Source organism: Acaryochloris sp. CCMEE 5410 (genome assembly GCF_000238775.2).
In the GTDB taxonomy this organism is placed as follows: Bacteria; Cyanobacteriota; Cyanobacteriia; order Thermosynechococcales; family Thermosynechococcaceae; genus Acaryochloris.
Genome location: NZ_AFEJ02000001.1, coordinates 4,330,959 through 4,347,028, shown reverse-complemented (window position 1 = coordinate 4,347,028; position 16,070 = coordinate 4,330,959). Strand labels below are relative to the sequence as shown.

General features: G+C 44.9%; 15 protein-coding genes and 1 pseudogene. 13 read left to right on the top strand and 3 right to left on the bottom strand.

What is annotated here, in order from left to right:
* Positions 1-206 precede the first annotated feature (206 nt).
* Together ON05_RS20010 and ON05_RS20005 are read left to right on the top strand one after the other, a co-directional pair.
* Complete coding sequence (locus ON05_RS20010) at positions 207-1,064, top strand: SDR family oxidoreductase (protein WP_010476826.1); 858 nt, start codon at positions 207-209, stop codon at positions 1,062-1,064.
* A gap of 82 nt (positions 1,065-1,146) precedes the next feature.
* Complete coding sequence (locus ON05_RS20005; protein WP_010476824.1) at positions 1,147-2,202, top strand: AI-2E family transporter; 1,056 nt, start codon at positions 1,147-1,149, stop codon at positions 2,200-2,202.
* Positions 2,203-2,212: 10 nt separating this feature from the next.
* On the opposite strand, the gene crtR is transcribed toward ON05_RS20005, so the two are convergent.
* A complete protein-coding gene (gene crtR, locus ON05_RS20000) occupies positions 2,213-3,163 on the bottom strand; it encodes a beta-carotene hydroxylase (protein WP_010476823.1) in 951 nt (316 codons plus the stop codon).
* A 258-nt stretch (positions 3,164-3,421) separates the two neighbouring features.
* Between crtR and ON05_RS19995 the strand changes: the two genes are divergently transcribed.
* From ON05_RS19995 to ON05_RS19955, 9 genes are all read left to right on the top strand, one after another.
* Positions 3,422-4,249 carry a COP23 domain-containing protein gene (locus ON05_RS19995; protein ID WP_010476822.1) on the top strand — a complete coding sequence of 276 codons (828 nt, stop codon included), beginning with the start codon at positions 3,422-3,424 and terminating at the stop codon, positions 4,247-4,249.
* A 212-nt stretch (positions 4,250-4,461) separates the two neighbouring features.
* Complete coding sequence (gene yqeK, locus ON05_RS19990) at positions 4,462-5,064, top strand: bis(5'-nucleosyl)-tetraphosphatase (symmetrical) YqeK (protein ID WP_010476820.1); 603 nt, start codon at positions 4,462-4,464, stop codon at positions 5,062-5,064.
* 92 nt (positions 5,065-5,156) lie between these two features.
* A complete protein-coding gene (gene rsfS, locus ON05_RS19985; protein WP_010476819.1) occupies positions 5,157-5,579 on the top strand; it encodes a ribosome silencing factor in 423 nt (140 codons plus the stop codon).
* A gap of 164 nt (positions 5,580-5,743) precedes the next feature.
* A complete protein-coding gene (gene rplU, locus ON05_RS19980; RefSeq protein WP_010476818.1) occupies positions 5,744-6,154 on the top strand; it encodes a 50S ribosomal protein L21 in 411 nt (136 codons plus the stop codon).
* A 50-nt stretch (positions 6,155-6,204) separates the two neighbouring features.
* Positions 6,205-6,459, top strand: a complete 255-nt coding sequence (gene rpmA, locus ON05_RS19975) for a 50S ribosomal protein L27 (RefSeq protein WP_010476817.1) — start codon at positions 6,205-6,207, stop codon at positions 6,457-6,459.
* 159 nt (positions 6,460-6,618) lie between these two features.
* Entirely contained in the window at positions 6,619-7,401 is a 783-nt protein-coding gene (locus ON05_RS19970; RefSeq protein WP_139025964.1) for an S-adenosyl-l-methionine hydroxide adenosyltransferase family protein, read from the top strand.
* Between the two features lie 138 nt (positions 7,402-7,539).
* Positions 7,540-8,217, top strand: a complete 678-nt coding sequence (locus ON05_RS19965) for a DUF2301 domain-containing membrane protein (protein ID WP_010476814.1) — start codon at positions 7,540-7,542, stop codon at positions 8,215-8,217.
* A gap of 251 nt (positions 8,218-8,468) precedes the next feature.
* Positions 8,469-8,612, top strand: coding sequence for a hypothetical protein (locus ON05_RS19960; RefSeq protein ID WP_010476813.1), 144 nt, complete (start codon positions 8,469-8,471; stop codon positions 8,610-8,612).
* A gap of 1,420 nt (positions 8,613-10,032) precedes the next feature.
* On the top strand, positions 10,033-11,967 hold the full coding sequence (locus ON05_RS19955) for a nucleoside-diphosphate sugar epimerase/dehydratase (RefSeq protein WP_010476812.1): 1,935 nt from the start codon (positions 10,033-10,035) through the stop codon (positions 11,965-11,967).
* A gap of 59 nt (positions 11,968-12,026) precedes the next feature.
* On the opposite strand, the pseudogene ON05_RS38635 reads toward ON05_RS19955, so the two are convergent.
* A pseudogene (locus ON05_RS38635) lies at positions 12,027-12,759 on the bottom strand (transposase).
* A 233-nt stretch (positions 12,760-12,992) separates the two neighbouring features.
* Positions 12,993-13,328, bottom strand: a complete 336-nt coding sequence (locus tag ON05_RS19940; RefSeq protein WP_010476809.1) for a helix-turn-helix domain-containing protein — start codon at positions 13,326-13,328, stop codon at positions 12,993-12,995.
* A 162-nt stretch (positions 13,329-13,490) separates the two neighbouring features.
* Here ON05_RS19940 and ON05_RS19935 point away from each other — a divergent pair, with 162 nt between their 5' ends.
* Together ON05_RS19935 and ON05_RS19930 are read left to right on the top strand one after the other, a co-directional pair.
* Entirely contained in the window at positions 13,491-14,435 is a 945-nt protein-coding gene (locus tag ON05_RS19935) for a Gfo/Idh/MocA family protein (protein WP_010476808.1), read from the top strand.
* 454 nt (positions 14,436-14,889) lie between these two features.
* Positions 14,890-16,050, top strand: coding sequence for a DegT/DnrJ/EryC1/StrS aminotransferase family protein (locus ON05_RS19930; RefSeq protein ID WP_010476807.1), 1,161 nt, complete (start codon positions 14,890-14,892; stop codon positions 16,048-16,050).
* Positions 16,051-16,070: the final 20 nt, after the last annotated feature.

Below are 16,070 nucleotides of genomic sequence, written 5' to 3'. Positions count from 1 at the left end.
CTGTGCAAGTTCTAGTTGAAGTCTTGCTCTTAGTCTGCCCAGTTTTTTACACAAACACAAAGCAATGTTTAAATCAAAGAGATGATTTTTGCGAAAAAAAGTCTATGGTTGGCATGGCAGGGCTGAAAGTCGCTGCCTAAAGGCACAGTTTCCATCTCTCATACCATTGGCTACACAGATCGTCGTCTCCCCACCAGCAAGCATCTATGACTGATATGAAAGTGTTAATTCTCGGTTGTGGCTATACCGGGCTGCGATTAGTGGACCGGCTGACCCAGGACAACATTCGGGTACATGTTACCAATCGCAGCGGTGACATTCCAGGACTATCTGCGTTTCCGTTTGCCCATGATCTTGATACCGATCCTGTCTTACCCCCTGCTGCTGCCTATGAGGGAGTCACCCATGTCTTGAGTAGTATTCCCCCCGATCAACAGGGCAATGATCCCGTCGCTGTACACCTACTATCAACCCTAGAAAAGCTGCCTTTGCAATGGTTTGGCTACCTGTCTACAACGGGTGTCTATGGGGATTCCCAAGGGGCATGGGTGGATGAAGAGAGTTCTGTCCAGCCCCAGTCGGTGCGATCGCAAAATCGTGTCCATGCTGAAACCCAGTTTTTACAGTCTGCATTACCCACTCACATCTTCCGTCTACCAGGTATCTACGGTCCCGGTCGGAGTATTTTGGATCGCCTCGAAAAGGGGACTGCCCGCAATATCTTCAAACCTGGCCATGTCTTCAGTCGAATTCATGTAGATGACATCGTCCAGACCGTCTATCAGTCCATGCTGAACCCCCAGCCTGGCTCTATTTATAACGTTGCCGACGATCTCCCCTCTGAACCCAGTACTTTAATTGAAGAAGGCAGCCGATTACTGGGGATTCAGCCCCCAGCTGTTGTGGCCTATGAAGATGCTCAGATGAGTCCCATGGCCCATTCTTTTTGGCAAGAATGTCGCCGCGTCAGCAACTCCAAAATTAAAACAGACCTGGGTATACAGCTACTCCACCCCTCGTACCGAGAAGGCTTACAGTCCATCTTGAACATGGAAACGTCTTAGAAGCAATCTATGGCTTTTATATAAGATTAAGCGACTGCTCAGCCGAGCATGCAATAGTTGAGTAGGTTATCCTCTGGTCTCTATGCCTGCTCCTTACCGCAAATACTTTTTAAATCGCTTGACGAACTCTGTTCTCATTCGTTTTTTGCTTTTATTTGCTTCAAGTTGGGCCACCCTTCAAGTATTTGCCTATTTTCAAAGCATTTTACTGATTTTTATATTTGCCGCCATTCTGGCCTTTCTCCTCAACTATCCCACCCAATGGCTGAAGCGGTTTCTCCCCCACGGCGTTGCCGCTACCGTCGTCTTTATGGTGGGATTACTGCTGCTGTTTGGCCTCCTGATCACAGTTCTGTTTGCCGTCCTCTCTCAAGGACAAGAGCTGGTCAATAGTGTGACTGAATTTTTGAACGCCATGGAACAGTTAAGTCGCCAAGTTGAACAGATGCTGGCGGCACGCGATGTCCAAATTGACTTTGGGGCTATCGAAGCCAAATTTCGAGACCAGGTGATTGAAAGTATTGGGTCTAGTGTCGGGGTCATTCAAGGCATCGTTAACAATCTAATCGACCTTATTCTAGTAGCGGTCGTCAGTTTCTTCATGCTGTTAGATGGTGGGCGCATTTGGAAATGGTTACTCAGGGGACTCCCCAAAGCGTCTCGGACCCGATTTACCCTAGCGATGAAACGGAATTTCTTAGGGTTTTTCTGGGGACGCTTCTTATTGGCGTTATTTTTTGCAGTCTCCAGTTTTTTCGTCTTTTTGAGTCTAAGCGTCCCCGTACCGCTCATTTTGGCAGTGGTTGCGGGTATCTTCGATATGATTCCAGGCATCGGAGCGACCATTGGGATCGGCTTAATCTCTTTGATTCTCTTGCCTCAAGGGTTATGGAGAGCCATGCAGGTGCTCATCGCTTGTATTGTTCTGCAACAAATTGAAGAAAATATTCTGATGCCCCGAGTCATGCAGAATTCATTACAAATGAATCCAGTCGTATTGTTCTTTGCGCTACTGATCGGCTCACGTTTATCAGGCCTCGTCGGTTTATTCCTATCCATCCCCATTGCTGGGGTTTTGCTGAGCCTGATGGATAATGACACAGAAGATGATGATAACGACTTTTCTAAAGTGTCTTAGGGCTACATAACTAAACTGATTCAACTAACTGAAGTTCTGGTTCTGTCGAGTTAACGCCAATCATTTCTTCGAGGGCTTCTGTCGAAACCGTATGTTCAAAGCGAACACCTAAGAAGAAATCATAGACAAATCCAAGAAATCCTTTGCGCTGGAAAATGCCAATTCGCTGGTGGCAGTTCTTTTCATCCAATAGAGGTTTGACTGCGTGATAGGCAGGTTCACACTTATACCAAGGAATAGAAGGCCATAGGTGATGAATCAGATGATAGTTTTGCCCCAAGATTAAAACGTTCAAGACGGGGTTGGCATAAACACGGGCATTACGCCATCTGTTGCGCTCATGAAATGGGCGATGGGGGAAATAGTCAAAAAAGAATCCTAGAGTGGTCCCCACAATCAGTGCCGGTACAAACCAAAAATTCAATACGTAGTGAATAAAGTCGAATTTACAGGCACAAACAATTAGGGTGACCAGGTATAGGCGGCTTAAGAACCACTCCAGCAGCTCAAACTTGCGCCAAAGACGACGTCTGAAAAAAAAGACTTCATGATAGAAGAAGCGAGGGGCAATCAACCATAGCGGACCGCCCGTCGACACATAATGATCGGGATCATTGTCAGGGTCGTTGACGGCAGCATGGTGCTGAAGATGGACTCGCGTAAATACCGGAAACGCAAACCCCAAGATCAATGCACTGCCATGACCTAAAGCAGCATTCACGATGCGATTTTGATGGGCCACCTTATGGCAAGCATCATGAATCACAGTGCCTGCAAAGTGCAGCGCTAAGGTATTCGCCACGAACGTACACCAACCGGGTAAAGACAGCTGGTAATGAGCGTAGGTGGACCCCAGCAGCAACGCCAATGCACCGAAGAACAACAGCAGGGTTGGATTGAATGCCCCAGGCGGGCCGAGAAAATGAAATGGAACCGACTTGGGCGTGACCTTTGCTGTCATGTAAGGGCTATCCTTGCTCCGGTGGGATCATCGTTATGAAGTATACGACAATTACAATAATTAATAAAGTTTTGTGACATTCCCTGGCGTTCGGTGGAACATTGTCATCATCCGATGGTCATTACGGGATATATCAGTTTTTACTAAAAAATCTGAATCAATGTTGTCATCCTATTGACTCAGATTACCCACATTCGTGTTTTCGGGCTCCAGAGGATCTGGATGTCCTTGTTTTAAGGAATTTTGAGGTGCACTCCTATGGCGACTTTGAGGGTTGATCAACGCGCAATTCGCATCGCAGCCCACTCTAGTTTGGGGATTGCGATCGCAATTCTCAGTACAGGTTTCAATCCCAGTCTGGCTCAAGACAGCTCAGTCGATGATATCCCTGAAGTTGATCCCGACACCAGCGGGCGAGTCGATCCCGACAATCCAGATGCAGATATCCGCACTGACACTCCAGATATAACCTCCAGCACTCGCTTTTTCTGCCAATATACTAGCGGTGACTATACCGTCATGTATAACCCCAAAAGTCGTCCCAACGAAGCCTTTGCCTGGGCCGTCCCCGCTGAAATGGGAGGCGGTTGGACCCCCGAACTGCGGTGTCAAGAAATTGCTCGACGCTTAGAAGAATATCGCCCAGACGGCTTGCTGGAACTCCAAACAGGCACTGAGAATGGCTACAACACCGTTTGTGCAACATCTGAAGCCGATCCAAGCTGCCGCATCGTGTTCACAGTTCCACCGGGACAAGATGCCACCACCACGCGCAACGCTGTTTTTGATAACCTGACGGTTGCCAACAGTGGCCAAACCACTCAAGGCGTCAATACGTTTGTCGGCAATGGCGGCAACGATTCCCTGGGGCAAATCGTCAATATTGGTCGCTCTCTTTTTGGCAAACGGAATCGTTCCCAAAACGGTACCCAATTTACGGCAGGGATGAATCTCAGACCTCATCTCGACCCCGCAGATGGCGGCACCGGCAAAGCCTTCCGTAAAGGCGTTCCCATCACCAAACAGCAAAATCGGACCCGCAACAGCAGCAAAGGATTAAAACTACAACCCGATCAATTCCGTTAGACTGCCCAAAATTGCTGTGGCTTGAGGGGGAGTCTCCCTAAACCATTGGTCTCTCTTAATACTTGACTAGCCTTGGTAGAACTGCCAAGGCTTTTTCGCTATAGACTTCTTTTCCAGTTAGGATTTGAGAACGGCAAGGGGCTGGGAGTCCTACTGGGTCCGTCAGCATCATTCCTGCATCAAGTTTGATATACGCCATTGATTTTGATCCCATGACATCTGTGCAACCTGATCTAGCTCCTTGGGCCAGAGATACTGTTCTCCAATGGCTTAAAGAGAATGTCCCCGAGATTCGCATTCAACATATTCTGAGAGTCGAATCCATGGCCCGAGACTTGGCTCAGCGACATCAGCTCGATCAGGAGCAAGCTGCCAGGGCCGGTCTGATGCATGATTTAGCCAAATATTTTCCGCCCGCACAACTCTTGGCACTCGCCCAAAAGCACCAACTCCCCACCGATCCTGTGGATGAAGCCAATCCTCACTTGTTACATGCCCAAGTCAGCGCCGTAGTGGCTCAAGAAACCTTTGGTATTACGGATACTGAAATTCTAGCTGCCATCAGCAACCATACCCTTGGACAACCTCAGATGAGCGATTTAAGCTGCGTGGTCTTTCTGGCCGACAGCTTAGAGCCAGGACGGGGCGATCGGCCCAAAGTCCAGGCAGCCCGCGAGATGAGTTACCAAAATCTTCACCATGCCGTTGCACTCGTCTGTGACCTTACTCTAAAACACCTTGTCAAAACCCAGCGTCTGATTCACCCCCGCATGGTGCTGACTCGCAATTGGGCATGGTTAGAACTTCAATCTTAAAGACACATCCAATTGAGGTTCAGCAATCTTGACATACAACTCAAATTTCCTAAGTTAAGGTGTAGAGAATAGCTCTATACCTTTTCAAACTTTTGGTTTCTAATTCTTCTGGACAACCAACCCTGAATACTCCCTTGTCACCATCGCAAGACTTAGCCCGAACCTTGGCTTTATGCTTGGCTGAAGCAGCCGATGACCGCAAAGGGGGCGACATTTTGGTGCTACAGGTCGCAGATGTTTCTTTTATCGCTGATTACTTCGTCATCGTCACTGGCTTTTCTCGAACCCAGGTGAGAGCAATTACAGAGTCCATGGAGAAAGCAGCTGAAGACCATTGCCATAGGCTCCCGGCTCGTCAAGAAGGGAAAGCTGAAGGCACATGGGTTGTGCTAGACTATGGCGACGTTATCTCCCATGTACTGATGCCGGAACAGCGGGAATACTATGATTTAGAGGCATTTTGGGGACATGCAGAGCGTCTACCTTTGCCCTTTCAATCTCCCTCTGAAGGATGATGGTTGTCTGTGCGATTAACAGTTGACAATCCACCCTAAAATTTTGAATACTAGATATTCGGCATACTTTTGTTCAGCTCGGATCAGGTCCATGCCCTAAATGCTGATGCTCAAGCAAAAACAGAGAATCAGATACCTGTACGGCTTATTGAGGTTCAAATCAAATGACTTTTGCAATTATCGAAACGGGTGGAAAACAGTTAAAAGTAGAACCCGGTCGATATTACGACGTCGATCGTCTAGCAGACGATCCAGATACCAAATTATCCCTCGACCAAGTCTTGCTCGTCCATGATGGCAATGAAGCCACGGTTGGCCAACCCCTAGTCAAAGGGGCGACCATTGAAGTGACCGTGATGCAACATCGCCGCGATCGCAAGATTATCGTTTACAAAATGCAGCCCAAAAAGAAAACCCGGAAGAAACGGGGGCATCGTCAAGAACTCACCCGCTTAATGGTGGATGCCATTCACCTCGACGGTAAGGCTCTTGGGGCAGCAAGCACCAAAAAGACCAAGAAATCCAAAGCAAGCGACGAAGCAGTGGCTGTTGAAGCAGAAGTCGTTGCGGACTAGTTATTCCCAACCAATTTCAAACCTTATCCCAAAGCATTCACGAGGACATTATGGCTCATAAGAAAGGAACCGGTAGTACCCGCAACGGACGGGACTCTAACGCTCAGCGTTTAGGGGTTAAGCGTTACGGCGGTGAAGTCGTTCGGGCAGGCAACATCATTATTCGTCAACGGGGCACTAAGGTTCATCCTGGCAATAATGTCGGTCGCGGTAGTGACGATACATTATTTGCCACGATTGATGGCATTGTTACTTTTGAGCGCAAAGGTAAATCCCGCAAAAAAGTCAGCGTCTATCCTGCATAGAATTGCGCTTGATTAAAAGCACTTTTAGCATTGAATAAACGAGCTGCTAACTGTTCTGTAGCAGCTCGTTTTTGTATATATATCTGCGTTCAGGGCTCTCCTATCCTAGTAGGGAGCATGTTGTATCTCCTGAACCAGCCCTTGCCATTGGCAACACCCATGATTACACTCCTTACGGATTTTGGCCTAGAAGATATTTATGTCGGCGTTATGAAAGGGGTTATCGCTGGCATTCATCCCCAGGCTCATGTCATTGATTTAACCCATCAAATCCCCCCTCAAAATATTGCCCTTGGCAGCTTCCAACTCGGCAATGCCTATCCACATTTCCCACCAGGTACGATTCATGTTGCCGTCGTTGATCCAGGCGTGGGCAGCCATCGACGAGCCATTGCGATCCAAATGCCTTCAGGCATACTGATTGGCCCTGACAATGGTCTATTTAGCCATGTTCTGCAGTATGAGGATGCGATCTCAGCCGTAGAACTAACCAACAGCCAATATTGGTATTCCACCCAACCTAGCAATACCTTTCATGGCAGAGACATTTTCGCTCCAGCCGCTGCCTACTTAGCCAAAGGACTCTCTCTCCAGGTCATGGGTCCCGAGGTACCCCTTTCGGCACTCACAGCCCTATCTAATATTTTTACCTGGCAACCCACCCCAAATGGGGGTACGGGCAATATTCAGGCTATCGACTATTTCGGCAATTTGATTACCAATATTCCTGCCAGCGAGGTCCAACACATTTCGTGGAGCCTACAGATTGATCAGCACCATATTCACAGTACGACCTCATACACCACGGAAGAAGCTTATCCCACCCTAAAAGCACTGGTTGGTAGTCATGGGTGGCTTGAAATCGCTCTTCCCAACGGCTCTGCTCATCACATCCTAAACAGCAAGATAGGAGACCCAGTAGAGCTACATCTCAATCCGTAAATTTTTTACCCTAGACCGTTCCCTCCATAAGACTCACAAACTTCCATCACAGACACCCGCTACAATGATCGATTAAGGCATCCCACCTGACTCATTCAACACCTTTGGATTCCACCCGCAGTAGCCAGGAGTTAACATATGTTTTCTTTCCTTGAAGCAAGCTCAGACATTTATCAAGGCCACTTTGGGGAATTCACGATTTCTAAAGACGATAGAATAGAAGTCGTCATTTATCGTGGAGCAATGCTGCTAGCGGCTTCTAGCTTTGCCCTGGGCTCTATCCTATTTCTACTTTTAGGCCCTCAAGCTCATGTATTGTCATGGCTAACTGGCTTATTTATTTGTTTTGCAGTGGCAATCGGAGTGAGTTTAGCCACCATTCACATCTACATGAGTGCCTTACATCGAGCTCTACAAATTTTTTGGGCTATTGGCTCTTTAGTTGCAGTCTATATCGCCATCACACAACCCTCTCCCCTCATTACTAGCATTTATCAGCAACCACTCCATCTATTTGGTGTTGGCTGGCTATTTGTTGCACTGACTGGGATTTTCTTCAAAGAAGCGTTTTGCTTCAATCATGGAGAGACCAAGCTGCTAACGGGTGTTGTTCCGATACTGCTATTAGGGCATTGGTTGAACTGGCTACCTATCATAGGTGAAAAAGTATTATTAGGTACTTGGGCCATACTGTTTATGATTTTTGCATCTAGGAAAATCGTCAAACCTATTCCCCCAGATATTGGTGACAAAAGTGTGTTTGAGTACCTGCACAACCAGCAAAGGTCTACCCAACTAGAAACTAGCAACGACTAAGAACACTATTAGTCAATTCACAGCCTGCACATATCATTAAACATTATTTTTGTCAAAAACATAAAGATAGATTGACAGATTTTGAAGAAACCTGGACAATCTATTTCTATCACTCAAATCCAGCATCTGACGCATACTACTATGTTTCTATAATCCTGCCTTGAACTGCACCAGTTGCAAATTCAGCGTAGGCTTGATACAAGTAAGTGGCTCTTTTTTTATCAATTCCACTGTGAGGAGTTAAGAAACAAATGAAAATCAAACTAACTGCTTTAGCCGTTCTACTTGGCTTTTCCACCCTTTTAGGTGCCTGCTCAGATAGCGCATCTGAGTCTCCCAGCCCCGAAGCTTCTCCCGAAGCAGAGGCTTCCCCTGAAGCTTCTCCTGCTGAGTAAGCAATAGCGGTTTAAGTCAGCGTTGCTCTGTAGTCTGGTTATCGCTTACCGTATCTTAATTTTCTAAGATATAGGTTGAAGTGCTCCTAGCAAGCAAATTGACTCAAACACCTTAGCAATAAACTTCACTCAGAATTCTGACAATTGGACAGTGATAATATCTTACGTAAAAATTTGAGAAAATGAATTCTTAAATTGCTACTAGATATCAGCGCTGTCCGATTAGTGCTTTTAAATATCTGATAAAAAGACGCTAGAATTTCTGGGTACTAGCGTCTTTTTAGTTAAGGACACTTACCCACTCTGCCTATCACTCCACAGAACTTGATGCCTATCCAATAGTGGATAGGCCAACCACTGTTAAACTCCAGCTGTTGCACATATTAAATAATTATTCTCACTCATCCAAGCATGGTGAGCATTAGTATACGCTTGAAGTCCAGAGACTAAAAAATCATACTTTTAGATTGCCCCTCAAAAAAGATGCAACCGATAGAGCTTGGTCAAAATGAGTTGGGCTTGTCCATATAGAGGTAGATGGCTCCATATGATTGGATCGAAGTCTTTTTACCACATCAAAACCCAACTTTTCAACCAGATAGAACCTCCCTTTTTGAGTCGCCAATTTAGATCAAATCAAGATATTCACACCTAAGTATCATTGAAATATTATTAAAAATGATTTGGCATGTCTAACAGACTAAAATACTTAACTTAAATGCGATTAAATCATGGGATTGGAATAGCAACAACTCACAATATGTTTATCGTAAACTAGCAGTACTTGCCAACCTCAACTTCCTTTTACAATGCACGTATATAGCGGCTTTCAGAATTATAGAAACACCAAGCACCTTCCTAACAAGGCTTTAAGCTGATCATGTAGTTTCGATAGTTATGCAATCCGCTATAGCTTTAAATCGACTAGGATTGTCTCAAAAAAAAATTCTGATGGAAGATAAACGAGCCGTATCGATACTCCATAACGATACGGTAGTATTTACAGGCCCTTCAAATCTCAAGTCCATCTCGTTTCTGAGGTGCTCTTTAACTCTTGACAAAAACTAATATGGCTTGGTTAAAAGATGTTCTAGATGTATCTTCAACCATCCTGCAGTTGTTTTGCTGAGAAAAGATTGTCTTTAGAACTGTATTGATATGAACACCCTATGCATTTAATTTCACCTCGATTACCTGGCCTAATTTCTGCACTGACAGCCTCCGTGAAGTAGACCCTAAAGATTATATTGCGATGAGAAAAATAATTAAGAATCCAGTATAATTTTTATGAACTTTTATATTTTGACAAAGAATAGCTTTTTACTAACAACAGCCACAAAAACACGCAAAGAAACCCATCGCTTTATTATTCAGTCTACTGAAGTAGCACCGAGACTTCTTCCCCTTAAGGTTTACCTCAATGATCGATAGGTTAGGAAATTACTGCCTGCATCTCAGAAATCGTCACTTTTTGCTTGTTGATATCATTGCCTTTACATTTATCCCGCTGTTTGCCTTGAGCTTGCGCTTAGATAGTGCACTGGGATTTATCCTGACTTTCGAACGATACCAAGCTGACTTATTGCTAGCCACCTTGCTATTTATGGTGATTAAACTCACTGTTTTTCTGTCAGGTGGTTTTTATAAGCACTACTGGCGTTATGCAAGCATTGATGAGTTGAGCAATGTTGCTGTGCTCACAGGCTCATCAGTTATTTTGCAAACTTTAGCGTTTGCAGTGCTAAAATCCCTTTCCATTTTGTCCTTGCCACGATCCTTACCGTTTTTGGATGGTCTGCTCACACTACTCATTATTGGCGGTATTCGGTTTAGTGTTCGGGCAATAGAACGGAGAAAGCGTCAACTTGAAACCTCTGAACGCAGAGACTTAAGGAAAAGAGCATTAGTTGTCGGGGCAGGCAATGCAGGTGTTGCTCTTGTACAAGAGCTGGAACGGAGTCCCCATATTGGTTTACTGCCTATCGCTTTTGTCGATGACAACCCTGCAAAATTAAATTTGCGCATCCGGGGATTACCCGTCGTTGGTAATCGGAATGTCATCCCAGATACGATCCAATCTTGGCATATTCAGACCGTGATTATTGCCATGCCTTCTTTATCTGGCCAGAGCCTACGAGATATTGTTGCACTATGTCAGATGACTGGAGTTGAGACCTTAACCTTACCAGCGTTACAAGATGTCTTAGTCGGTCAACAAGATTTACAAAACAGCATTCGGGAAGTGCAGATTGAAGATCTGCTTCGTCGTGAGCCGATTCAGACAGATATACAAGGTGTTCGTCAGCTCCTTAAAGGGCGCCGGGTGTTGGTGACTGGAGCTGGTGGATCGATTGGTAGCGAACTCTGTCGACAAATCTTTCGTTGTGCACCGATAGAACTTATTCTGCTGGGTCATGGGGAAAACTCTGTATTCCAGATACAACAAGAACTTCTTCAATATCAGAATCATAATGGTGTTGCCAGTTCTGATGTATCCGTTCCTATACTTAGACCTTTCATTGCAGATCTAAGACATCCCTCTCGCTTACGGTTTGCCTTTGAAAAGTACCAACCGGAAGTCGTATTCCATGCAGCAGCCCACAAGCATGTCCCTTTAATGGAAAATAATGCGCCTGAAGCTGTCACTAATAATGTTCTAGGCACTAAAGCATTAACTGATTTGGCTGTTGAATTTGGGGTACAACATTTTGTCATGATTTCTACGGACAAAGCTGTTAACCCTACCAATGTAATGGGAGCTAGCAAGCGTATTGCTGAAATGATTGTGCTAAAGGCGGCCCAAACGAGTGGCCTGCCGTTTGTTGTTGTCCGATTCGGTAATGTTCTGGGTAGTCGAGGGAGCGTGATTCCCACATTCAAACGACAGATTGCTGCAGGTGGGCCTGTCACAGTGACTCATCCAGAGATATGCCGGTATTTTATGACCATCCCAGAAGCAGTGCAATTAGTCCTACAAGCAGTGGTGATGAGCCCTGGCGGGGAGATATTGATGCTGAATATGGGGGAGCCTGTAAAAATTGTGGATTTAGCAAAGGATCTCATTTGCTTATCGGGCTACCAAGTTGGCAAAGATATAGAAATCGCTTATACAGGGTTACGCCCAGGCGAAAAGCTATTTGAAGAGTTATTTCTGCCGGATGAAGAATATCACAAGACTGGTCATGAGAAGTTACTGGTCGTTAAAAACGCTAGTCAAAATATTCCTAGTCAGCTATTGCAACATGTTGCTGATTTACTGCAATCTGCATCAATTAATGATTCAATGGAAATTCGGTCTTTACTCCAGAAGCTAGTACCTGGATATCAAACTAAAACCCCTGTTTCTCCTCGCTGATATCATTCACTGAGTTTGTCGAAGATACCTAGTCCATAGATCTGTAAATAGTTCATCAGTTATTCGTGCGGCGTGAATCCCTTAAATTGCCAGTTGAAAGGTTTGGCCATAGTGTGATTGAAATACTCAATAAATTCTAGGATACGCTGCTGTAAATCATCCGTTGAGGTGAAATTTCCTCGACGAATCAATCGACGCACCAAAATACTAAACCAGCATTCAATCTGATTAAGCCAGGAGGTATGTTTGGGGATATAAACAAACCGAATCCGATGGCTGGGGTCGCTCAAGAAAGCCGTGCGAGTCTCCATCGATTTAAGGATGCCGGATTGACCTTTAACGCCTAAATCTGCATCAATACCGCAACAGACCGCGACCCATCGCACTAGGGAAGCAGACCGGTGGGTATTGAGTTGGTCGAGCAGAAAAACCCATCCATCGTCGGGAGCATGTCACTTTTGCAAGCTAGTATTTATACTCATCTCAGAAATCCTTGCTAGCCTTGCTTTCAGACACCAAATTTTTAATTCTAAATTTTGTGCATCTGCAAAGGTGACATGCTCCCCCATCGTCTGGTGCAGTTTCAACTGTATTGGCAATATGATTGGCAAAGTCAAATTCTTTTCGAGTGGGTCCGATAGAAGGCGCAATCACCTTTCTTAGAGCCACATGCCAGTTGGCGATCAGACTGAGGGTACCATGCCGCTCATATTCATATTCCAAGCGACGTGGTTGCCCTGGTTTCATGGCTTGGTCTGGATGTAGTCGTTCAAGCGCTTGAATGCCCGTCATTTCATCCGTACTGACAAGGTGAATCTGTTGAGCATCCAATTCAGCTGCTGATTCATACAGTTGGCAAACCTGATGCACTTTCGCCTCGAACAGCTCTGGATCTTCAGGGTTAGCATTGAGCCAATAGCGACTCCGATGGGTCTGCAGCTGAGCCTCTCCCCAAAAAACGTCTCACACTGCTTGCCGAAATATGAGTGACGATGCCACGTTTAACCGCCTCATCAGCAATCTCTTCAGGCGTCTATTGACTCACAGGGCGAGCTTAGTCCTGGGGCAATGGCCACAATTTGGACCACCTGCTCTGGGGTAAAGGTGGGGGGGACACCTGGACGTGGGGCATCTGTTAAGGTCTCCAACACTTGCTGGGTTAATTCTGTTTCGCTGTCATCCACCTGCTCACAAAGGGCAAGACGCTCTTGGTTATCTAGCCAGCGCTGACGCCAATAGCGAACTTGGTTGTGGTCGAGCTGCCATTGACGGCTAATCTGGGTATTACTTTCGCCTGAAGCGGCTGATAGGATGATGCTCGCTCGACGTACCAAGCGATAAGGATTGGTGGTTTGTCGCACGATTTGGGTTAAACAATGGTGTTACTGCTGTGATAGCTCAACTAGAGGGTGAAGTGAGAAATGTTAATAATGGCCTGACAAACAAGCGATTAAGCCAACTATCTTCTACACTCCATATGGGAACTGATCTAATCCATATCGATTTAGAAATACCCAGTGTTTATGAACAAAGTTGTTGTGGTTGGTGCAGGTAACTGGGGTAAGAACCTAATTAAGAATTTTCATGAACTCCATGCTTTAGCAGGTGTTGTCGAGATTAAACCAGACCTACGGCAGACCGTTGCTTCCAACTATCAAAATCTGCAGATTTATAGTGACTATCGAGAAGTTTTAGAAACTGACATCTCAGCAATAGTCTTTGCAACACCCGCTTCAACCCATTATTCCTTGGCGAAGGCTGCTCTAGGCGCTGGTAAAGATGTCTTTCTTGAAAAACCAATGACATTGCTTACCCAAGAAGCCATTGAGCTAGCCCAATATGCAGATCAGCATGATCTGATTTTAATGGTGGGACATTTACTGTTGTATCAACCTGCGATCGCATGGATACGCAATCATCTCATTAGCGGTCAAGCAGGTAAGGTTTTGCATATCATGGCTCAACGCACCAGACTAGGCAGAACATGCTCAGACAAAAACGTTTGGTGGTCTTTTGCCCCCCATGATATATCTGTTGTGCTGGATTTACTGAACAACCCTAACCTGCAAGCAATACAGGCTAATGGCCTTGCCATGATACAACCTCATATTGCTGATAATGTCCATGTTGATTTAATTTTTGAGAGTGGTCAAACCTCACATATTTATGTCTCTTGGTATCATCCACAATTACAGAGATCCACCACTATTATTGCAGAGCGACAAATGATAACTTATGACGAAGTAATGCAACGAGTCACAGTTTATGAAAAATCCATTGATACTAACCTCCAACAAATTGATGCTAAGGCTTGGATAGCCGACATAGCTACTACTCAACCGCTTCAATTAGAGTGTGAGCATTTTCTTGAGTGTCTCAATACACGCCAGCAACCGAGATCTAATGGTTGGAATGGGGTTGCTGTTGTTGACATTTTGGAAAAAGCTCAAGAGGTGATGTGTTGCTGAGCTGACATGAGAGATTAAACAACTGAGTCTATGAATCTTCTAGAAGCTAATAAAAAAAAGGCAAGATTCTTACTCCTTTATTTATTGCACCCAGTTCACTTTACACTTCACAATAGCCAGATAACGTTGAAGCATGAAATGCCACTCTCACAACCCCAACCCATTCTTCATCCAACACAATTCCTTTCTTTACACATTACATAACCCTTGCAAGCCTTATTTAATGCCTTAAAAATATGGCGACATCAACACCAAAAATCCTCATGGAGAGGAGTGTTTACATACGCCACACACTGACTGCACAATATCAACCACCGGGTGGGCAACATGCCAGATCTAGTCCCCTGAAAAGTTTTCATGGTGCTAGTCATAGCTTTACACGAGTGTCTATAGACGTGCTACAGCGGCTAATTTCTAAATTGATAGTCTTACTCATGGCATTCATTAGACAAGCATGAAAATTCCCTTCCTTGATCTCAAAACCCAATACGCTTTTCTGGAAGCTGAGATTAATGAAGCGATTAATAGAGTACTGGTATCAGGCGAATTTATTCTGGGGCCAGATGTTCAGTTATTTGAGCAAGAGGTTGCAACTTATCTCGGCGTCAAGTATGCGATTAGCGTCAACTCTGGAACAGATGCATTAGTGATTGGATTGAGAGCACTAGGAATTGGCCCAGGGGATGAGGTGATTACCACACCTTTCTCTTTTTGTGCAACAGCAGAATCAATTAGCAATGTGGGTGCTAAGCCTATATTTGCTGATATTGAAGCCGATACATTTAATATTGCAGCGCAAGAAATTACAGCTAAAATCACATCCAACACAAAAGCTATTATGCCGGTTCATTTATATGGGCGGCCAGCAGACATGGCAAAGATTTTAGAGATTGCCCATCAATATAACTTGAAAGTCATTGAAGATTGTGCACAGGCATTTGGCGCCAAGTACTATAATCCGGCTCTAAATATCGCAAATTCAGATGGTTTGAGTGATATCTATGGCAAACTCGCAGGCACTATGGGTACGGTAGGAGCCTACTCCTTTTTTCCTTCCAAAAATCTTGGAGCATATGGAGATGGTGGCCTGGTTGTCACAGACGATGACACAATAGCTGAACAAGCTTACATGCTACGAGTTCATGGAACTCAAAAAAAGTATCAGAATGAAGTTTTAGGATATAATTCCCGGTTGGACACTATCCAGGCTGCCATTCTAAGGACAAAGCTAAAGTATGTAGATCAGTGGAATCAAACCCGGCAAAAGATAGCTCGTACTTACAATCACGAATTAGAAGGGATTCTTGGTGTAATTACGCCACAAATCATTAAAGGACACGTTTTCAACCAATATACAATTCGTGTATTAGACGAACAGCGTAATGCGCTCAAAGAAGCTTTATCAAAGCAAGGAGTTGATTCCATGATATATTACCCAATCCCACAGGATCAGCTGCCAGTATATCAAGGGCAATATAGCAAGTGTAACGTGAGTCACCAATGTTCTAAAGAAGTTCTAAGTCTACCAATTTGGCCGGAGTTAAAACCAAAGATGATAGAAAAAATATCTACTGACATCAAACTCTTTAAACAAACACCAATTTGTTGTACTTAAAGCGTACTTTGCATAAACTT